The organism is Paenibacillus zanthoxyli JH29 (assembly GCF_000520715.1).
Taxonomy (GTDB): Bacteria; Bacillota; Bacilli; order Paenibacillales; family Paenibacillaceae; genus Paenibacillus_AQ; species Paenibacillus_AQ zanthoxyli.
The window spans coordinates 16,802-37,320 of record NZ_ASSD01000655.1; the positions used below are offsets into that span (position 1 = coordinate 16,802).

Below are 20,519 nucleotides of genomic sequence, written 5' to 3' on the forward strand. Positions count from 1 at the left end.
AAATGTTGAGATTAACGCAGGAAGTCTTGAAAAAGCTGGCTATTGCAGGAGTAACAGGCGGATTGGTGCTTACGGCAGCGTGCGCGTCTGAGACAACGAATCCATCCGGAGCCTCCTCATCCCAAGCTGTGAATTCGGCGCAACCGGCCGGTGTCAGCTCTGCAACAAGAGTTATTAAGGATGCAACGGGAAGATCCGTAACGATTCCTAAAGAAATCAATCGGATTGCAGCGGCTGGAGCGTTGGCTCAGATGGTATGTATGCTGGGCGGCTTTGATAAGATTGTGGCAACCTCAGAAAGTGTGCAGACCGGAATGTTTGCCAAGCTGTTTCCGGGAATTAAAAATCTTCCTCTCGCCTTTACCGGGACAGGCCCGAGCAGCCGCGTCAACATGGAGGCGATTTTGGAGGCGGAGCCGCAAGTCGTGTTCAGTGCTTTTAACGAGGAGGATGCAGCCACTATGCAGGCGGCGAATTCGGTTATGCTGGGGACCCTTCTCAATACTCCGGATGATATTATGAATACCCTGCGGATGGTAGGTGAAGTCATAGGTCCGGACGCGGAGAAGAAAGCCTCCGATTTTGCCGCTTATTATAAGGGGAATATCCAAAAAGCCTCCGATTTAACCCGATCAGGGTCCAAGGTCAGAGTATTTCTTGCGGGCGGAGACGGTTCCAAGGGCGCCATCAACACAACCGTAGGCAATGATATTAATACGTCTTATGTGGAGGCGGCAGGTGGGATTAATATAGCGGCAGCCCAATTTCCCAAAGCTCCCGGAAACGGGGCGGCAGCCGTCGATTTTGAATATTTAATCGCCGAGCAGCCGGATGTCATCATCGCGTCAAGCAGAGCTGTGTATGATTACATCGTAGATGCGGACAACGGGAGCAAATGGCAGTCGTTAACGGCCGTAAAGAATAAAAAAGTATATTTGAATCCAAAAGGCGTGTATTTATGGTCGGTAAGAAGTGCTGAGGGGGCTCTACAGCCATTATGGCTGGCGAAGATTCTGCATCCCGAGCAGACTTCCGGGCTTGATCTGGACAAGCTTGTGAAGGATTTCTACAAAACTTATTATTTCCATGATCTCAGTGATAAAGAATTACAAGAAATTTTATTCCCGAGCAAATAACAAACGAAGCGGGTAAAGGAGGAGAAACGGGTGACAGTCAAGCCATTGGTTGCGGCAGATGCCGATATTTCGTTCTCGCAGTGCGCCGGCTGCGCGGCTCCGGCTATATGCACGGTGCTCGCCATGATTCAGAATACGGCAGTTATTATTCATTCACCGGCTGGCTGCGCCGCATCTTTCGCCGACTTCAACCGCAAATACAAAGGTATGCTTCGGAGTAAGGGACTCCCTTCACGTAATGCGCCGCTCATCTCGACCAACCTGTCGGAGATGGACATGGTATTCGGCGCGGAGCGCGGCTGTTCCTTGACGAATGCCTAGAGACGCTATGTCCGGTATCGTTTATGGAGAAGCCGGAGAACGTGAGTATATGGATGAGAGAGAAATCAGATGACGGCATTCCTTTGGTGCTGGGAAGCGTCTGGGATTCGCCAATTGCGGATGAACGGGCAGGCTATTACCTTAGCATTGGCGCACCGGCTGCTGACAGGCTTGTCCTGGATTGTCATTACGCCGGGTTCCGAGGCGGACTTCGGCTTTTGGAGGATATTTATGGAAAGGTGCTGGGACTGACGGTGCAGTGAAAGCCTTTTATTTTCAGCGTGGAAACGATTTGTGTCAGTTATAAGTAATGAAATATAACATTAAAACTGACAATATTCTTAACTGGGTTGATTATAGCTGTCTAATTCATTGACCACTTTCTTTTAATAGAAGTATGATTGTAGAAAATTAGAGAAAATATGAAATAAAAGGTTATCAAAGGTTACGGAATATGTTAGGTAATTTACCGTGAGCGCGATCGAACCGGCCATTGGGGCCCGGTAAGCTGCTCATAAACGAATAGTGAGTTAAGTGCATGCAGGTACTTGGTACCCTTTTGTTCTTTTTTCTGGAACGGTATCCTAATCCTTGTATTCCAAAAAGCGGCGTATGCCGAAGAAAGGGGGATGTACATGCCGAAGGGAAGGAACAATCTTTTTGTGGAGCCCGACTGCGAGCATAACAATCAGGAGAAAAAGGGCTGTGTACGTCCCAAGCCGGGCGGGGTGTCGCGCGGCTGCCCGTTCGCCGGTTCGCTCGCCGCGTTGATGCCGATTGCGGATGCAGCGCATCTGGTGCATGGAACGGCCGGCTGTCTGGAGAGCGGATGGGGGTATCCCGGAAACCGGATCGATTTCGGGAGCTTGTCCGGTTACGGCTTTTCGACTCAATTAAACAACCGGGACATGACTATGGGCGGCGAGAGGAAATTGCTTCAGTCGATCGGTTATATCGCCGTAAACTACCGCCCCCCGGCCATATTCGTTTATGCGACATGCGTAACGGTGCTGCTGATGGAGGACATTGATTCCATTTGCCAAGAAGCTGAGCAAATCTGGGGCTTGCCGGTTATTCCGGTTCATAGTCCCGGGTTAACCGGCAGCAGCAGCAATATGGGCAGAAAGCTGGCCGGCGAGGCGCTAATGGACAGGGTTATCGGCAAAGGCGCGCATAAGCGGGAGGAGCTAACGGATTTCGATATCAACCTGATCGGGGAATATAGCGGCACGGAAGAAGGACGCAGCATCGTAGGGCTGCTTGCCAAGGCCGGCATACGTGTGCTTGCACAGATTACCGGGGAAAGCCGATATGAAGAAGTCAGCCGCTCGCATTTGGCAAAGGTCAATATGTTGGTCTGCAGCCGTTCGATGATAACGTTGGTCCGGAAGATGAAGGATAAATATGCCATTCCTTATTTTGAAGGCTCCTTTTACGGAGAGCGCGAAATCCGGTTCGCCATGCGGCAGATTGGCTTTCATTTTCACAATCCCGACCTTGATAAACGCCTTCACCGGTTTATCCGCAAGGAAGAAGAACGTTTACGTCCCGAGCTTGCGCTCGTACGAAAGGAGCTAAAAGGGAAAACGGCCGTGCTGTACACAGACGGGGTGGATAGCTGGATTTATTTGACGATGCTTCAGGAGCTTGGACTTAAGATAGCCGCAATCGGAACGAACCGGAACGCCCAGGAGGATCTATCCCGGATCAGGGAGCGGCTGACCAACGGAACACAGATTATCAATGACTGCGACGACCATCAAATTGTGAAAATCTTTCGGGATCGCAAAGCCGATCTGATGATCGTCAGCGGACGGAACGAATTTGTGCCGCTCAAAGAGAGAATCCCTTTTCTGAACGTGGCCCGGGACCAGCATGCTTCCTACGCCGGATATGAGGGCGTGCGCAATTTCGCGCAGGATCTGCTGGGCACGCTGGAGCAGCCGGTCTGGGTCATCAGCGGCAAGAGCGCTCCCTGGGAAGGGTGAAGCCATGAAAGCATACAGGGAGAATATCAGTAAGCTGTTGTCGGTAAACCCGTTCCGGGTAAGCCAGGCTGTCGGGGGCGTGCTGGCTCTGCAGGGTTTTTTTCGCTCGCTGCCTATCATTTATGGCGCCCATGGCTGTGTGGAGGCTATAGGACAGCTGTTGTCTCAGCATTTTCGGGAACCGGTCGCACTGGAAAATGTTACGATCCATGATTCGAATCTCATTTTCGGCGGAAACGATAGCGCCCGGGATGCGCTTGAAATGGCAATGTCCCGCTACAAGCCGGATTTGACCGTACTGATCGGCACTTCGCTGACCGAGATGGTAGGCGAGGATTTGGAGAATGATGTAAAACAATTTGTCCAAGAGCGAGCGGGTGCCTTGAGAAAGAAATTGGTAATGTCGCTTCATATGCCGGATTACGAGGGGTCGCTCGAAACGGGATATGCCCGGATGACGGAGCGGGTCGTGGAAGCGGTGATCGGGCTTTACGGGAGAACGGCTCGCAAGAAACGCCGCAACCGTATCAACCTGTTGCCCGGACCGCATCTGACGCCAGGGGACGTGATGGAGCTTAAGGAAATAATCTCATCTTTCGGGTTGGAAGTCATTACCCTACCGGATCTGTCCTCGTCGCTCTGCGGCCATCTGCTAATCGGAAACACGAAGCTGTCAAGAGGCGGGGTGCCGCTGGATTATCTGGACAAAATGTTAACGTCAGGCTGTACGGTTGCGGTAGGGGGATGCATGGAAGGCGCGGCCCGCCTCATCGAACAGGCCTCCGGGATTCCTTACCGGGTCTTCCCAAGCCTGACGGGACTACAGGCCACGGATGACTTCTTTGAATTTCTAATCAAGGAAAGCCGAAGCGATGTGGAGGTGAAATATCGGTGGCAGCGCCAAATTTTGCTCGACAGCATGCTGGACGCGCGCTGCGTTTACCAGGGAAAGTCGATTATTGCCGCGCTTGAACCGGATCACCTGTTGGGGTTGTCCGAATGGCTTGGCGAAATGGGTGTAAAGGCCTTTCGCGCTGTTGCGCCGTCCGCCTCGCCCGTATTGGAAAGCATCAAAGATAGAGCGATCATTGGAGATTTGGAGGATATGGAGCGGCTGGCCAAAGAAGGTGCTGACCTGTGGATCGGCAGCTCCCATGGCCAACCGGGCGCGCAGCGCGCGGGAGTGACGTTCGAACCGATGGGATTTCCGGTGTTTGGCAGGCTGTGCACGTCCCTGGCGGTTAGTGTCGGCTACCGGGGGACAACGGAGCTGCTGGGCCGTGTCGGTAATGCGCTCTTGACAACAGAGAGTGGTGTACGTAAATAAAGGCCGCCTTCGCTTCCAAGAACGGAAAGCATATCGACGCGCATTATGGACAACGCCGCTTTTTTATCCGGCAGAATAATATTTTAGGAGGGATTCTACGATGAGTTATACGGTTATAGAGACCGGATTCGAGAAGTTCCGGGACAACTATCGGGATGCACTCGGGTATCACCGCAGAGCGGAGCAATTCCAGCGTGAAGACCGGGGCTACAGTCTGGTATTTAATGTCGCCTGCGTCGCGCTTGAACGCTACCTTGTTGCTGTGTGTTATTTATACGACACTCCGCCTTTGAATCATAATTATATTTGTCTGATGAATGCCGTGGAGACAGTGGTCGATTTCCCCGCCGATTTAAACAAGGAGATCCGGTCGCTGGATTTTATATTCGGCATTTGTTCGCTGGAGGATTATTTTCACGAAACGCCCGAGCCGATGGACGTGTCCCGAGTACTTGCCATGTGCGAAACGGTGCGGGATTTATTCGATCAGGAGAAAATACAAGCGGTCAGCGCCGCTTTTGACCTTGAGCAAGCCGGGCAAACGAGTTAATCTGCATATGATATGAAGGGGGGAATGTTTCGTCACTCATGAATGACATGGCTGAACTGATCGATTATACCGTTGATGAAGCGTTTCGCCGTTCTGTGGATTTGGAGGAGATCAGTGCCATGGCGTCGCTATTGCAGCGCTACGGACTGAATGTCTTCGACGTGTATGTCAGGTACATTGATGCGTACCGGAGCGCTATTGCAAGCGCAGAGCTTACGGACCGGATTCGCTGCAGGGTACGCCCTACCGCCGACGATTTGTCCCTGGCCCGGTCGATGGGTTTTTCCAAGGTTGCCATTCTGTGGTCGAACACATCCGTCCCGATGGCGTTATCCAAGCTGGAAGCCGCTCTCCAAGCAGCAAGTGCGTTTGCGGAGGAAACCTATTTATTTATTGAAGATATATCGTTAACCGATCCCGGAAGCTTTGACGTCTATTGGCCTCTTGTTGAACGCTATGGGGTCAAACGGATGATCTATTCAGACAGCAAAAGCAGACTTGATCCCTTAATTGCCCACAGCAATCTCACTGAGCTACTGAAGAGCGCCACATGCCCCCTTGAGTTCTGCGGCGCCAATCTGCTTGGTCTGGCGACAGCGAATGGACTGGCCGCATTGAAGGCGGGAGTCGAGTATATTGGCGTTTCGGTAGCGGGGGCTGGCTCCAAAGGCAAGGCGGCCATGGAGGAAGTGTTGATGGCCGTCAAGGTGCTGTGGAAGCAGACGCATGGTCCTTCCGCTCACACGCTAGCGGACGATTGCGAGGCTATTCTATCTGCGCTGAACATCAAGGTACCTGTGCACAAAGCTCTAATAGGTCGTAATGTCTTTGCGCATGAATCTGGCATTCACGTGGACGGCATCGCCAAAAATCCCGAGCTGTACGAGGTTATCCGGCCGGAGGAAGTGGGGCTGGCCCGCAAGCTGCTCATTGGCAAGCACTCGGGAACCTCTTCGTTAAAGCATAAGTTCCGGGAGTGGGATCTGGAGCTGGCCTCCGATGAGGCGGTGCTGCTGCTGGAACAGGTAAGGGAGCTGGCGGAGCGCCGGAAACGGCCGGTCCAGGACAACGAATTAATGGAACTATATAAGCGGCAGAATGAGCTTGAATAAGAAGCCGCTGACCGGGGCCGTCCGGTAGACCGCTTATGTACATAAATTAAGGCGGCTGATAATTTTCATTAAAAGAAACAGAACAAGGGGTGTCCCAACATGATATGCTCCCCGTCAAGTAGACAATACAAATAATAAAAGTGTATTAAGCGGCCTTGGTCCTGAATTCAATGGGACTGAGGCCGTTTAGTTTTGCCTGCAACCGTTCGTTATTTTAAAACTAAATGTACTCATCCATGTCCTTCTGGAGTTCTTCAAAGGTTTGGTAGGTATGAAGGTAGTACTTTCGTATTGATGTTAAGTACGGTAAACCTGTACTTGATACGTTATTATTTGCAGATCAAGTAGAGAAAGAACAACATCGGCGCTTGGAAAAAGGTTCTGAACTATATCCAGCGGTTCAGCAGCTCCTAATTGATTACTATGAGTCCAATGATCTTCGATGGTGAGTACATGGGAACACTGTATTTGAGCAAGAAAGAACGGATAAAGTTACTCGATATAATCAAGAATCATTTAAATCAATTGATGGATACAGACGAATAAAAGCGGATTCTTTTGAACCTGATCGTCAATTGGTCCTGAAAATTAGGGACAAGGTTAGGGCAATATAATGATCGCCACGGGCAAAGGCCTACCTGAATTCCCATCATCGCTTGCTGAATCCTCCTGTGGAGTCACTGGATGTAGAACAGATCTATTTTTATTATGGTTAGATATTTGTGGATTTTTTTATAAATTTTATTTCCCCTATGTCACAAATGCCTATGTTTTTTAGTTATATATTATGAAAGGAGGTTTCTAATGATCATTGATGAGAAGGGTATAGATTTGAAATCCATATTGGGTAGTATTCAGAAAGGGGATATGCAATCTTATGTTTTAATCTTAGATAGGTTTCAAAGACCAATATATCTGTATTGCTATTACTTACTTAGAAATCAGGAGGAAGCTGAAGATGCAACACAAGAAACTTTTATTAAGGCACTAGAGCATATTAAACAGTTTAATTACACTGCTTCATTCTCCGCTTGGTTATATAAAATTGCAAGGAATCATTGCACTGATTTGCTTAAAAAGAAAAATAGAGAAAAGAAAATATTAGATCTTTATCAGATGAACAAACATCAAGAACAAGATTATAAATATACAGACTTCATTTATGAGTGCTTAGATAAGCTCAGTTCAGAGGAAAGGCAAATATTGCTTTTAAGAATTATTGAAGAATACAGTTATGATGAAATCGCGTTTATTATGGATTCAAAATCAGTAAACATCAGAAAGAAATATGAACGTATTCGTAAAAAGTTAATTCAGGTAAAAAAGGGAGTGAACTTATATGAACAATCATACTGATCATCAGGATGATGAGATTATGAAGTTAAAAAAATTAATTTTGGAAACACCAGTAGAGGTTAATTTAACCGACCGAATTATGCAACATTATGGAGAAAATAATACAAAAATCAAAAATGTTACTCGTCATTATAGTAAAGGATGGCGAAAAGCGTGGATATCTATAGCTTCATCAATCATTTTTTTGACTATAATAACAGGCACTGCATTTATTTCTCCTACAATGGCAGCCTCCATTAAACAGATTCCAGGTCTGAATAGTATTTTCCAATTTGCAAACGATCTTGGACTGAGAATTGCAGATGAAAAGGGCTTGTTAACCAAAATTGATGCAAGCGATACTCATAATGGTTTAACGGTAAGGGCAACAGTTGTATCATTCGATGGAACACGTGTGTCTATTGGAATAGAACGTACAGGTGCAGATAATAGTCATCTTGGACCATTAGCAATTGAAGATTTGAAATTATTTATTAACGGGGAGTCAATTAAAACTTATGCCGCTTCAGAAGATAACAACTTAAGTATCTTCATGTCCCCTAGTCAAGATGAAAATGCAGCGATTTTAGAATTTGCTGATTTGAAAAATCAGGGAGGAAAAACTTTCCCGCAAAAATTTGAATTAACTTTAAATTTTACAGTACCCGGAATTAAAGAGCAGTTCAAGTTGTATCTTCCAGTAGAAATGAATACCGAGAACAATTTGGTACTTACACCTAATATAAATCGTAAATATGGAAACATAAATTTCAAACTTGATAAAATTGAATTTACACCAGTGACTACGAACTTAACTACACAGATAGAACTGCCTCAAAACATGAATATTTCTCAATTGTATAGTTCGAATGAGTCGATTGGTTATGATTTATTTGATGAGAGTGGGAAAAAAATGCAATTGATTTCCGGTAATGGATGGAGTCCAACGGGTGGAAATATTGAGATAAGTGATACTCGTTTTGCACCGATTGAATCTACCCCTAAATCAATAGTTATTAAACCATATAAATATGTATACAAAGCAAACAGTAAGAATGAATTCCAATTAGATGAAAACGGAAATATAAAAGTAGAGTACATCCCTGAATTGCAAATCACCTTACCAATCGCAACGAAATAAAATTCCTAAGGGCTTTTAACTATCTGCCCATTAATTATAGGTTAAATTAAATGGCAGGCTAAGGAATAACCTCAGCCTGCTAAACAACTAATCTAATTTTAGAATAATCGTAGATTATCTTACTACATCCACATAGTAGTAACCAAGTAGAGTGCCGTCACCTTTATAGGCCCCAACTTGAGCATGTCCATACCCAATACTAATTATAAGATTACCGCTTAGCTTAACGACAGTACTACCTGACCAAATCAACCAATTACTTCCACTTGTCATTGGATATTTCTGACCTAGACCAACGAGTGTAACATTTTGGTCCATTGTGTGAAAACCAGCTGGAACAAATGTAATATTCATTCTAGCATTTTCTGATGAGAAATCAGAAGTGGTTTCAGATGATGTTGGAGTAACCGGTGCAGCGGAAACGGTACCTGACATAGATAACATTAATGCAGAAATAGATACAGCTAACAATACTTTTTTCATTTGTAGATCATCTCCTAGTATGTTTTTTGGTACATATTACCCATTAGACATAAAATTGGCAACTTATTTTTTTACAAAATTACCTATATAATCCTCCTTTGAGTTCTATTATATAGTTTGTTCAAAAATATGTAAATAGCGAAAAATGTAATATTATGAGAAAAATTGTCTGATGTTTTTTTATAGATTAATAAATTCAATGTGTAGACTAAAAAGGTTAATAATTGATTTTTGGAATAGGAAGGAAACCAGTGATAACCTTCCATCTACCGCAGATTCTGTCTCGCCTGGCTGAACCAAGCCTATCGAATCCTGAAACCGGGCAGGTATATGTATATCTTTATCGATTAACGGATAGCGGGCTTAGTGCCGAAATCGGGGCTAGTAACATATTGAACTACACAAAGACGCAGCAGCAGCTTAAGGAGAAAAAATAAAACCTACGAAACTACAACCTGGGAAGGATACAAGAAGTACTGTTCCAATCCGAATGTCTGCAGAAGCTGCCCACTGCGAGGCTAGTGTAAAGAGAACAAAGATGCGATACAGCGAGTGACCCGGTACATCTGGGCGGAGTACCTGGAAGAAGCAGACCATCTTAGGCACACCCTGGAGAACAAACAGCTGTACGCCAAACAGAAAGAGACGATTGAACGCGTGTTCCAAACGCCCTTTCATACACAAATGCCCCGGCTGCTTATGCAACCAGAGGCATTTGTGGACAGTCTAAAGCGATGGACATCGTCCATCGCTTTCTTTTTTATGGATTAATCTTAGAACTGAGCGGCTGCTTCCTTGGCTTTGACGATTGCCTTTTCTTTGATGGTCTGAGCTTGGTCTGGCGCTGCAGCCATACCTTCTACAAAGATGCCCTCAAATGATGCCAGGCCAAAGAATTGGGAAATTTTCTTCAGGTAGCTAAAGCCGCTTTCAAATCCGGCAGAAGGCCCTTCGGAGTATACTCCGCCGCTGGCCTGAATGTGTAAGCCTTTTTTGCCGGTCAGCAATCCAACCACACCATTTTCGGTGTATTTGAAGGTTTTACCTGCTACAGAAACGGCATCAATGTAAGCCTTCATCACTGGCGGGAAGGAGAAATTCCACATTGGTGAAACAAAAACATACTTATCGGCAGCCACGAATTGATCCACAATTTCGCCCAACCGCGCTACTTTTGCTTGTTCGGCAGCAGACAGCTGGTCAAAGCCGCTTCCTGACTGCAATTTGCCCCAACCGCTAAATACGTCGGCATCAATTACCGGAATATCCAGTTTGTACAGATCCAGATGAATGACTTCATCGTCCGGATTGGCTGTACGGTAAGCATCAATAAATTCTTTACCTACAGCTAAGCTGTAGGAAGTATGGTGATCGTTAGGATGGGCAGTAATGTATAGAACAGTTGACATGTTTAATCTTCCTTTCTCTTATGGAGATGTCTTTGAACTGATTATATCATTATTATAGTAAATAGCAAATATAAATTCACTTACATAAAGTTTATAATTAACAATTTAGATTCTAATCCTGTCAACAAGGCGCTGACGCTTGATGTGTATGCGGTCTATTTTGCGGACATGACTGCCGGTTAGTTGAGCAAATGCCCTTTTTTTCTATCGTTCAGTACATTTCTAATCTTCTGAACAGGTACACTGAACAATATGAGTACAGCCGCTAGATAGTCCGTCACGGTCAATATTTCACCCAACAGCAGAACAATGAAGAGCAGAGTAACGAACGGTGTGAAAAACGTAAAGCTTGCAATCAAAGAAGCCGAGGAATATTTCAGCGCCCGAAAATACAGGAAGAATCCGAACACGATATTGCTCATGCCGAGCCAAAGAACGCCGTAAAAGCTCCTCTAAGAGGAAGGATAAAATGATATGAAGCAAGCATCGCTCCAATAGATAGAACAAATGCTGTGGCGGTTATAGAAAAGTAAAAACCCCACATGAGAGCAATAATATAATTTCTGATCTTTTCCATGAAAATATTGAAACGTAATTCCTTTACACTATTAACCTGCTGCCCGTATGAGCAAAACCCCTTCAGCCGCAGCTGAAGGGGTTGTTAAAGCCTATTTTTTCTCGTAGATAACGAATAGAACCCCGCTGAGAATCAGGATAGAGCCGATCCAAAACGTCACACCTATGTTCTCGCCTAGAATAAGCCATCCGAGCAATGTTCCAACTACGGGTTGAAAGAAGAAAAATAGCCCCCCGCTTGAGGCATTAAGCATTTGTAATCCGCGGTTCCACAGCAGGAATCCGCCTGCCGTTGAGACAATGCCCAAATACAAGATTCCTCCCCAGATCGCAGGGTGTGTCAATTGAGCGGTATTGATGGCGTGCAGCCGTCCCAAAACAAAAGGAGTCAACACAATTAAGGCCACCAGGATGGAATAGGTCGTCACCACAATTTGTGAATAATCGCCCGGCACACGTTTGACAAGAACAGACATGAGCGCCCATGTTAAAGCTGCTATAAGCAGTGCAATGCCGCCAAGTTTACTGGACATATCCACATGATCGGCTCCAACAATGAGAAATACTCCAATGGTCGCCAGAGCAACGGAGAGCCCCTTTTTTACAGTCAATCGTTCTTTAAGCATCAGCCAGGCAAAAATAACCATAAATGCCGGTGTCGAAGAAGTGATAATGGCTCCCGTTTGTGCTGAGGACAGCATTGTACCGGTTTCCTGGGCAACTATCGAAATCGCATTGCCAATGACCCCAATAGCTATAATGAGTAAAAAGTCACGTTTATGGATTCGCCATTGTTGCCGTGTGATCAAGCCGATCGCGAGAAGGGCGGCAAGCGCCACTAAATAGCGCATCCATACAAGTTCAAGCGGCGGTATGACCGCTACGACGATTTTAACAACAACGTACATACCACCCCAAATGCTGGCGGCTAAAGTTAAATATATAGAACCTAACCAAGTGTTTTTCATTGTAGTACCCTCCGTGTTTATTTAGGCAGTGAAATGCCCCTAACGGAGAGGTGCAGTCACCTTCACTCCACTAAGGGCGGAAGAGTGCTGCAGGTACATCGTTTTCAAATAATGGAGCCAAAACCATGCAGGTTCACCTCTAATCTAAATGCAGATATACACTGTTCCATAGTAGCAGAGGATTCTGTTCTTGAATAGACACATAAAAATAAATTGAACGCTTTCATTGACAACCTGTATATACAGGATTAATATAGGGGTATCAACAATAACTTGTATATACAGCAGGTGAAGAAAGATGTTAATTATATAAAGCGTTTCCTGAAAACGCTATATTAAATGGTTATAGGAAATTTGGATGACATTTGGGAGGGATCAGACCGTGAATGAAGCGAAAGAACAGGAGTGGTGGCGGCGCTCTACGGTGTATCAGGTATACCCTAAGAGCTTTAAGGATACGACAGGCAGCGGACAGGGGGATATCCGGGGGCTGCTGGAGAAGCTGGATTATTTGCAGGATCTCGGAATCGATATTATTTGGCTCCAGCCGGTATATGTTTCTCCTCAAAATGATAACGGTTACGACGTAGCTGATTATTGCGAAATCGACCCGCAGTTCGGCACGATGGAGGATTTCGACGAGCTGGCAGCCGAGGTCCGGCGCAGAGGCATGAATCTGATGCTGGACATTGTCGTCAATCATTCGTCGACGGAGCATAAGTGGTTCCAGGAAGCCAAGAAGTCGAAGGACAATCCGTACCGGGATTATTATATCTGGAGAGATCCGAAGCCGGATGGAAGCGCCCCTAACAACTGGCAGTCCAAATTCGGCGGCTCCGCTTGGCAGTTCGATGAAGGCACAGGTCAGTATTTTCTCACGCTGTTCGACAAGACGCAGGCCGATCTCAACTGGGAGAATCCGCAGGTAAGGGAAGAAGTTTATAACCTGATGAGCTTTTGGGCGAATAAAGGGGTCTGCGGGTTCCGGATGGACGTTATCAACCTGATATCCAAGGATCAGCAGTTCTCGGACGACGATGGCAGCGTTCCGCCGGGAGACGGAAGGAAGTACTATACGGATGGACCCAGGGTTCACGAGTATCTCAAGGAAATGAACCAGCGAGTATTCGGCCCGGATACGGTAACGGTGGGTGAGATGTCCTCGACAAGTATGGAGCATTGTATCCGGTATTCGAATCCGGAGGAGCGGGAGTTCTCGATGACCTTCAACTTCCACCACCTTAAAGTAGACTATCCCGGCGGGAAAAAGTGGGAGCTTATGCCTTACGATTTCGAGCAGCTGAAAGCGCTGCTGTCGGAGTGGCAGACCGGCATGCAGCAGAGGGGCGGCTGGAATGCCCTGTTCCTGAATAACCATGATCAGCCCCGGGCCTTGTCCAGATTCGCCGATGACGGCGAGTACCGGGTGGAAAGCGCAAAAATGCTGGCAACAACGCTGCACGGTCTTCAGGGAACGCCTTACGTATTTCAAGGGGAAGAAATCGGCATGCCGAATCCGCACTGGAACCATATCGGCGAGCTGCGGGATATCGAATCTCTGAATATGTATAAGATCCTGCAGGAGCAGGGAAAGACCCCGGAAGAGGCGCTGGATATAATCCGCGAACGGTCCCGTGACAACTCCCGCACACCCATGCAATGGGATGACAGTCTGCAGGCGGGGTTTACAACCGGAACGCCGTGGATTAAGGTGGATGAACGCTACCGTGAAATTAATGTGCAGAACCAATTGAACGATCCGGATTCCGTGTACAGCCATTATAAGAAGCTGATTGCGCTGCGCAAGGAAATTGACGCCTTAACGGGTGGAAAATATGTCCGTCTGGACGAAGGCCATCCGCAGGTATTCGCATATGCGCGGATTACCGATGCGGAAACTGTGGTGGTCGTTTCCAATTTCAGCGGCAGCGGCGCTGTCTTCGATTTCCCGGAGGAATTTGCGGCACAGCATATTGGCAGGGGCGCAGCCGAGCTGCTGGCCGGCAATACGAAATCCTCTCCGGCGCTGGAAGAGCGGATTGAACTAACCCCGTACTCATCTTATATGTGGATCATTCGCCAGACCCGATAACATAAACGAAGGGAGCAACAAGCGTATGGCTTTAAATAGAGCAAACGTGGAAGAGATCGTCCGGGCCGTCGGCGGAGCAGACAACATTGAAGCTGCAACGCACTGTGTAACGAGATTGAGATTCGCCTTGGTTGACGAGAAAAAAGTGGATAAAAAGCTGCTGGACCAGAACGATCTCGTAAAAGGACATTTCTCCTCCCAGGGGCAATTCCAGGTCGTCATCGGGCCGGGGCTCGTTGACAAGGTGTATGATGAAATGATCACCATTACCGGAGGGCAGCGTTCCTCCAAGGATGACGTCAAGACGCTGGCGGGCAAAAAGCAAAATCCGCTGCAGCAGGCGATCAAGACGCTGGCGGATATCTTTATTCCGATTCTGCCGGCTATCGTCACCGCAGGTCTGCTGCTCGGCATCAATAATATATTGACGGGTCCCGGCATCTTCTTTGAAGGGCGGTCCCTGGTTCAGGAATACCCGGCGTGGACGGATTTTGCGGGCATCATCAACCTGATCGCCAATACCGCGTTCACCTTCCTGCCGGCGCTTATCGGCTGGTCGGCCGTGAACCGGTTCGGCGGCAGCCCGCTGCTTGGGATTGTACTCGGCCTGATCCTCGTCCACCCGGATCTGCTGAATGCCTGGGGCTACGCCAAGGCTGCGCAGGAAGGCACGATTCCGCACTGGAATTTATTCGGATGGCAGCTGGAGAAAATTGGCTATCAGGGGCAGGTCCTTCCCGTACTTGTATCCGCTTACCTGCTTGCACGAATTGAGAAATTCCTGAATAAAAGAGTTCATGATTCCATCAAGCTGCTCGTCGTCGCACCGGTGGCGCTGCTGGTAACGGGCTTTCTGGCCTTTACCATTATCGGGCCGGTTACCTTTGCGATTGGAAACGCAATCACGAACGGACTGGTGCATGTGTTCAATACGCTTCCGGCCCTTGGCGGCTTGCTGTACGGCGGATTTTACGCGCTGCTGGTCGTAACCGGGATGCATCATACGTTTCTGGCCGTCGACGTTCAGCTTATCGGCAGCAAGGGAGGAACCTTCCTATGGCCGATGCTAGCGCTCTCCAATATCGCCCAAGGTTCGGCGGCACTGGCTATGCTGCTTGTGTTCCGCGAGCAGAAATCCAAGGGCTTGGCGGTTACTTCATCCATCTCCGCATTTCTCGGGGTAACCGAGCCGGCCATTTTCGGGGTTAATATCCGCTATAAATATCCGTTCATCTTCGGTATGCTCGGTTCCGCTTTAGGCGGATTGGTGCTGACGATCAATCACGTTCTGGCATCATCCATCGGTGTCGGCGGCGTTCCCGGCTTTCTGTCCATCTTTCCGAACCAGTGGGGCGTCTTCTTCGTCGGAATGGCCATCGTGCTTGTCGTTCCGTTCCTGCTGACTGCGGCTTATGGAAAAGTTGCTGCCCGGAAGAACGGGACCGGGGGTGGAGATACGGACAATGAATCAGCGGCAGTTTCCTACGGGACCGCTGCGGCAGCCGCTGTCTCCGCTGAAGCAAAGGTGAATTCCGCCGCCGCGAGTTCCGCTGTGCAAGCTTCTGCTCCGGCTGCTGATCCTGAAGCGGCTTCGGCTCTCCGGGCCGGGAATGCTGTCAAGGAGCTGGACATTTACGCACCGCTTTCCGGCAAGGCCGTACCTCTGGAGCAGGTGCCCGATCCGGCTTTTGCCGAGCGGCAAATGGGCCAGGGTATTGCCATCGAGCCTACGGATGGCCGGGTCGTTGCTCCGTTCGACGGCAAGGTAGTGCACATTATCAAGAGCAATCACGCGGTTATTCTGGAGCATGCGAGCGGCGCCCAAATTCTGATTCATGTCGGGATCAACACCGTTTCTTTAAAAGGCGCTCCCTTTACCATGCATGTCGGCATCGGCGATGAAGTTAAGGCTGGGCAACTGCTGCTTGAATTCGACAGGGAAGCCATCCTTCAGGCCGGACTCTCGGTGATTACTCCGATCATTGTTCCGGACGGGCAGCAGATTGTGGAACAGGTGGCTGAGGAACAGCTTCTTAATGAAGCCGTCGCAGGCCGCGACGCAGTATTGAAAATCCGCTTGTCCTCCTAAGTTCTCTAGCAGAATGGACTGTGGACAAAAAGAAAGAAGCGCAGTCCAAAGGGGGCTGTGCTTCTTTCTATCTTCGGGTATGCTATAGATAGGATGGTGATAACCCGTGAATGGCAATATTTATTGGAATATTTATAATGATTATGCAGAGAAAATCCAGAACGGCGGCATTCCAGCCGGCGCCAAAATTCCATCGGAGAGCGAACTCGCGGGCAGCTACGGAACATCAAGAGAAACCGTTCGCAAGGCACTTGGCCTGCTGTCCCAGAACGGCTATATTCACAAAGTGAAGGGTAAAGGTTCATTTGTGCTCGATTTGGGCCGGATGAAGTTTCCGATTACGGGCCTGATCAGCTTTAAGGAAATGTCGGAGAAAATGGGCCGAAAATCAAGAACGCTCGTCCATAAGACGGAGCGGGTCCCCGCCTCCCGGGTCATCGCGGCTCATCTGGACCTCGAGGAGGGGGCGACGGTGTGGGAGGTGATCCGTTCCCGTGAAATTGAAGGGGAGCGGGTGATTTTGGACAAGGATTATTTTTTGCCGGAACGGGTAGAGATCCTGACCCCGGAAATCGCCGGGAAATCGATTTATGACTATTTGGAACATACCTTGAATCTATCGATCAGCTACGCCAAAAAAGAGATTTCGGTTGAGCCGGCAACTCCCGAAGACCGGGCTCTGCTCGACCTGAATAATCTTTCCCATGTTGTAGTTGTGCGCAATTACGTATACCTGGAAGATACGACGCTGTTTCAGTATACGGAGTCGCGGCATCGGCTCGATAAATTCCAGTTCGTCGACTTTGCCCGCCGGGCGCATTAGGGTTGGCAGGGAGAACGGCGGAAGCGTGAAGCCTCCGCCGTTTTCTTATTATAAGGGGGATTTCAAATAAGGCCGGTGCACCCGTCACGCGAAAGCTTTTTTTCCAAACTGCTTGTCGTATAGATCCTTGTACACTCCGTTCTTCTCCAGAAGCTGCTCATGCTTGCCTTCCTCGACGATCTTCCCTTCACTGACGACAAGGATATTGTCGGCCGCCAGAATCGTGGACAGACGGTGGGCGATTACGAGACTGGTCTTGTTCTTAAGCAGCACCGCCATGGCCTCTTGGACATAATATTCGGAGACCGTGTCGAGCGAGGAGGTCGCTTCGTCCATAATGATGATCGACGGATTTTTCAGCAGGACTCTGGCGATGGAGATTCTCTGCTTCTCGCCGCCCGACAGCTTGATCCCCCGATTGCCCACCACCGTGTCATAGCCATCCGGAAGCTCCATAATAAAATCATGAATGTAGGCCGCCTTGCAGGCTTCAACCATCTGGTTCTCGTCCGTTTCGCCGACCGCATACAGCAAATTTTCACGGATTGTTCCGTTAAACAAGTACGTATCCTGGGTGACCAGGCCGATGCTCGACCGTAACGACTGTAGAGTGAGCGAAGCGATATCCGCGCCGCCGATCCTAATGCTGCCCGAATCGGGTTCGTACAGCCGGGGAATGAGATTCGTAATGGTTGTTTTTCCCGCTCCGCTCGGTCCGACCAGTGCAGTCATCGTTCCAGGCTCCGCCTTGAATGAGATATCCCGCAGAGCCGGCTTGCCTTGCTGATAAGCGAAGCTGACATTTCGGAATTCGATGCCGCTGTCCGTATCGCCTAGTGGAACTGCCTGAGGACTGTCCTCAATCTGCGGCTCCATGTCAAAATAATCGAAAATGCGCTCGAACAAAGCGACCGACCGTTTGATTTCCACATACAAATTCGTAAGCTGCCCCACAGGGCTGTAAAGTCTGCCAAGCAGCGCCACAAAGGCGATAATGGATCCGACGGTAATCTCTCCCTGAATAAAAAGATAGCCTCCGTACAAATAAATCAGCATAGGTCCGATGGAAGCGAACGTGCTGACCAGCATCATGAACCATCGCCCGGCCATGGACTCCCTGATTTGCAGGCGGGTTGCCGCCAAGCTGACCTCTTTGAACCTGGACCGCTCGGTGTCCTCCCGGGTAAACAGCTTCATCAGCATATATCCGCTGAGGCTGAGCGTTTCTTCGATAATGTGGTTCTGCTCGGAAATTTTCTCCTGCGTTTGTTTGGCGAGCTTCCAGCGGACGCTGCCCATTTTGCGGGTGGGAGCGACGAACAGCGGGACAACCAGCACACTGACCAAGGCCAGCTTCCAGTTCATCAGAAAAAGCGTCCCCGCCGTGCTTATCAGTACCAGCACATTGCTGGCAAAATTCACGATCGTGCCGCTGAATACCCCCTGAATCCCCGAAATATCGCTGGTCATTCTGGTGATAACTTCACCCTGCTTCACATTCGAGAAGAATTGCAGCGGCATGTCTTGCAGATGACGGTACATCTGGTTTTTCATATCATAGACGATATTTTGCGAAATAAAAGAATTCAAATAACTCTGCAGCACGCCCAGCAGGCCAGATGCAACCGTTGCGCCCAGGGAGGCTGTAACCAGGAAGATCAGCATCCGCAAATCCTTGCCCGGGAGCGCATGATCGACGATTTGCTGAATGAGCAGAGGCGGCAGCAGTCCAAGCAGGGAAGTGAGAATCAGGATCGCCAGCACGACCAGCGTCTGTTTCCAATAAGGAAGGAAATAGCGGTAAATCCGCAGCAGCATGGCTCTGGAGAAATCCGGCTTCTCTAGGGAGTCGTCAAATTTCATTCTCCCCATGGTGGGTCCGGCAGTTCTTGACATATTATATCACCAGCTTTGGTATGAAATGTAAGGGCCGGAATCGGCATCCGGCAGGCGTTTCGAAGACTTGCACATCAGCAGCGGCAAAAGTTACAGCTCGTTCAGAAGCCGTTCATGCATCCTCAGCAGCAGCTCAATCTCTTCCGGTGAGAACTGGCGGAGAGCTCCGGCCAGTGCCTTGCGGGACAGGTCTTCCCGGTCATATTGTTCGCACAAGGCTCCCCCGGCCGGGGTAAGATGCAGCAGCGTCTCCCTGCGATCCTGCGGAGAGATTTCGCGAACCGCGAATTCTTTTTCAACGAGGGCGTCAATATGCAGGCTGACCCTGCTCTTGGGCATCCGCAGCCGCTCAGTCACTTCTTTCTGGGTGAGTCCGGGAGCCGTACGGATCAACCGGAGAATATCGAGCTGATGGACAGTTAGTCCGGCCTCGGCGGCGCTTTGGTGTGCGAGTCTTTTGAGCTGCCTGGCAACGGAAAAAAAGGAGCGGTAAACCTCGGCCGTATTGCAATGATCGTCCATTAGCTGTACCCTCCTCATTAGTTATCAATGAAAACAGTTTACAATAATAACTAAATAAATGCAAACAGACAGGAGAAATAGCCCTTCATATTTTCCACATATTTTTCGGGTACACTGGACTTAAATAGATAAGAGACATTCTCAACACGGGAGGAAACTGATGAAAAAGCTATTGAAAATTGGAGCTGTCGCTTTGCTGTTCGGCTCGGTTCTGGCAGGATGTACACTGGGCGGCAAGGCGGATGAAGCGGTGAACAGTAATCCTGCGGATACTTCTGCTGTTGCAGTACCTTGGATCGGAACGAAAAATACGACACGCATCAACACCTGCGATCCCGCAGAGGCGGCGGTACTCGTCTCGCAAACTCTCTGGACGGCGCAGTCGGATGCCAGCCGCCCATCCAGCGTCGTGCTGACGGACGTGGCCAATTGGCAGATCGCCGCAGCCGCGACAGACCTGATTCATCATCCGAGCAACGGTCCGGTGCTCTTTTTTGACAAAGACAGTGTGCCCCAGGCTACGCTGGACGAGCTGAAGCGGCTGAATCCGAAAGGAGCCGAGAGCAATGACGGCATCCAGATCGTTATCGTCGGTCCGGTATCGGATAATGTGAAGCGGCAGCTGGATGACTTAAAAATGAAGATCGACCAGATTGAAGGCGATGATCCGGCTGCTGTGGCTGCAGCGATTGATGCGTATTACGCCAAGGTCGCCGGCGAGCTGCCGCAGGGCGTTGTGATCGGCTCGGCC

At 48.8% G+C, this 20,519-nt stretch carries 19 protein-coding genes and 2 pseudogenes; 14 read left to right on the forward strand and 7 right to left on the reverse strand.

Going from position 1 to position 20,519, the window contains the following annotated elements; genetic code table 11:
* The first annotated feature begins 2 nt into the window (after positions 1-2).
* The 7 genes from L691_RS0124960 (at position 3) to L691_RS30160 (ending at position 6,434) form a co-directional block, all read left to right on the forward strand.
* Positions 3-1,136 (forward strand): ABC transporter substrate-binding protein, encoded by a 1,134-nt coding sequence (locus L691_RS0124960; protein WP_025692952.1) that lies wholly within the window; start codon positions 3-5, stop codon positions 1,134-1,136.
* Between the two features lie 30 nt (positions 1,137-1,166).
* A complete protein-coding gene (locus tag L691_RS0124965; RefSeq protein ID WP_025692953.1) occupies positions 1,167-1,457 on the forward strand; it encodes a nitrogenase component 1 in 291 nt (96 codons plus the stop codon).
* Positions 1,458-1,498: 41 nt separating this feature from the next.
* Positions 1,499-1,720, forward strand: coding sequence for a hypothetical protein (locus L691_RS0124970; RefSeq protein ID WP_156934345.1), 222 nt, complete (start codon positions 1,499-1,501; stop codon positions 1,718-1,720).
* Positions 1,721-2,092: 372 nt separating this feature from the next.
* Positions 2,093-3,445, forward strand: a complete 1,353-nt coding sequence (locus L691_RS0124975) for a nitrogenase component 1 (protein ID WP_198023113.1) — start codon at positions 2,093-2,095, stop codon at positions 3,443-3,445.
* A 4-nt stretch (positions 3,446-3,449) separates the two neighbouring features.
* Positions 3,450-4,772 (forward strand): nitrogenase iron-molybdenum cofactor biosynthesis protein NifN, encoded by a 1,323-nt coding sequence (nifN, locus tag L691_RS0124980; protein WP_025692956.1) that lies wholly within the window; start codon positions 3,450-3,452, stop codon positions 4,770-4,772.
* A gap of 100 nt (positions 4,773-4,872) precedes the next feature.
* Positions 4,873-5,322 carry a hypothetical protein gene (locus L691_RS0124985; RefSeq protein ID WP_025692957.1) on the forward strand — a complete coding sequence of 150 codons (450 nt, stop codon included), beginning with the start codon at positions 4,873-4,875 and terminating at the stop codon, positions 5,320-5,322.
* Between the two features lie 38 nt (positions 5,323-5,360).
* A complete protein-coding gene (locus tag L691_RS30160) occupies positions 5,361-6,434 on the forward strand; it encodes a homocitrate synthase/isopropylmalate synthase family protein (RefSeq protein WP_036738237.1) in 1,074 nt (357 codons plus the stop codon).
* Positions 6,435-6,579: 145 nt separating this feature from the next.
* On the opposite strand, the pseudogene L691_RS34440 reads toward L691_RS30160, so the two are convergent.
* Positions 6,580-6,645 (reverse strand): annotated as a pseudogene (locus L691_RS34440) (hypothetical protein); the annotation flags it as partial.
* A gap of 593 nt (positions 6,646-7,238) precedes the next feature.
* On the opposite strand from L691_RS34440, the gene L691_RS0125000 reads away from it, so the two are divergent.
* Both L691_RS0125000 and L691_RS0125005 read left to right on the forward strand, forming a co-directional pair.
* Positions 7,239-7,790, forward strand: coding sequence for an RNA polymerase sigma factor (locus L691_RS0125000; RefSeq protein ID WP_025692959.1), 552 nt, complete (start codon positions 7,239-7,241; stop codon positions 7,788-7,790).
* Positions 7,774-8,910 carry a DUF4179 domain-containing protein gene (locus L691_RS0125005; RefSeq protein WP_025692960.1) on the forward strand — a complete coding sequence of 379 codons (1,137 nt, stop codon included), beginning with the start codon at positions 7,774-7,776 and terminating at the stop codon, positions 8,908-8,910. The genes L691_RS0125000 and L691_RS0125005 overlap by 17 nt, the downstream gene beginning before the upstream one ends.
* Before the next feature lie 114 nt (positions 8,911-9,024).
* Here L691_RS0125005 and L691_RS0125010 read toward each other — a convergent pair whose 3' ends face one another.
* Entirely contained in the window at positions 9,025-9,393 is a 369-nt protein-coding gene (locus L691_RS0125010) for a hypothetical protein (RefSeq protein WP_025692961.1), read from the reverse strand.
* Between the two features lie 552 nt (positions 9,394-9,945).
* Here L691_RS0125010 and L691_RS32315 point away from each other — a divergent pair.
* The gene (locus tag L691_RS32315; RefSeq protein WP_025692963.1) at positions 9,946-10,164 is read left to right on the forward strand and encodes a hypothetical protein; all 219 of its coding nucleotides are present in this window, start codon (positions 9,946-9,948) and stop codon (positions 10,162-10,164) included.
* 2 nt (positions 10,165-10,166) lie between these two features.
* Here L691_RS32315 and L691_RS0125025 read toward each other — a convergent pair whose 3' ends face one another.
* From L691_RS0125025 to L691_RS0125035, 3 genes are all read right to left on the reverse strand, one after another.
* On the reverse strand, positions 10,167-10,802 hold the full coding sequence (locus L691_RS0125025) for an FMN-dependent NADH-azoreductase (RefSeq protein WP_025692964.1): 636 nt from the start codon (positions 10,800-10,802) through the stop codon (positions 10,167-10,169).
* 179 nt (positions 10,803-10,981) lie between these two features.
* Positions 10,982-11,224, reverse strand: a complete 243-nt coding sequence (locus L691_RS33825) for an EamA family transporter (RefSeq protein ID WP_025692965.1) — start codon at positions 11,222-11,224, stop codon at positions 10,982-10,984.
* 246 nt (positions 11,225-11,470) lie between these two features.
* Positions 11,471-12,346: a DMT family transporter gene (locus tag L691_RS0125035; protein WP_025692966.1), complete on the reverse strand. Its 876-nt coding sequence runs from the start codon at positions 12,344-12,346 to the stop codon at positions 11,471-11,473.
* Positions 12,347-12,704: 358 nt separating this feature from the next.
* Here L691_RS0125035 and treC point away from each other — a divergent pair, with 358 nt between their 5' ends.
* The 3 genes from treC (at position 12,705) to treR (ending at position 17,350) form a co-directional block, all read left to right on the forward strand.
* Positions 12,705-14,438 (forward strand): alpha,alpha-phosphotrehalase, encoded by a 1,734-nt coding sequence (gene treC / locus L691_RS0125040; RefSeq protein WP_051459456.1) that lies wholly within the window; start codon positions 12,705-12,707, stop codon positions 14,436-14,438.
* Positions 14,439-14,463: 25 nt separating this feature from the next.
* Complete coding sequence (treP, locus tag L691_RS0125045) at positions 14,464-16,527, forward strand: PTS system trehalose-specific EIIBC component (protein ID WP_025692968.1); 2,064 nt, start codon at positions 14,464-14,466, stop codon at positions 16,525-16,527.
* Positions 16,528-16,633: 106 nt separating this feature from the next.
* Positions 16,634-17,350 (forward strand): trehalose operon repressor, encoded by a 717-nt coding sequence (treR, locus tag L691_RS0125050; RefSeq protein WP_025692969.1) that lies wholly within the window; start codon positions 16,634-16,636, stop codon positions 17,348-17,350.
* A gap of 84 nt (positions 17,351-17,434) precedes the next feature.
* On the opposite strand, the gene L691_RS0125055 is transcribed toward treR, so the two are convergent.
* Together L691_RS0125055 and L691_RS0125060 are read right to left on the reverse strand one after the other, a co-directional pair.
* A complete protein-coding gene (locus tag L691_RS0125055; protein ID WP_232229277.1) occupies positions 17,435-19,213 on the reverse strand; it encodes an ABC transporter ATP-binding protein in 1,779 nt (592 codons plus the stop codon).
* A gap of 123 nt (positions 19,214-19,336) precedes the next feature.
* On the reverse strand, positions 19,337-19,768 hold the full coding sequence (locus L691_RS0125060) for a MarR family winged helix-turn-helix transcriptional regulator (protein WP_025692971.1): 432 nt from the start codon (positions 19,766-19,768) through the stop codon (positions 19,337-19,339).
* A 160-nt stretch (positions 19,769-19,928) separates the two neighbouring features.
* On the opposite strand from L691_RS0125060, the pseudogene L691_RS0125065 reads away from it, so the two are divergent.
* A pseudogene (locus L691_RS0125065) lies at positions 19,929-20,519 on the forward strand (cell wall-binding repeat-containing protein); the annotation flags it as partial.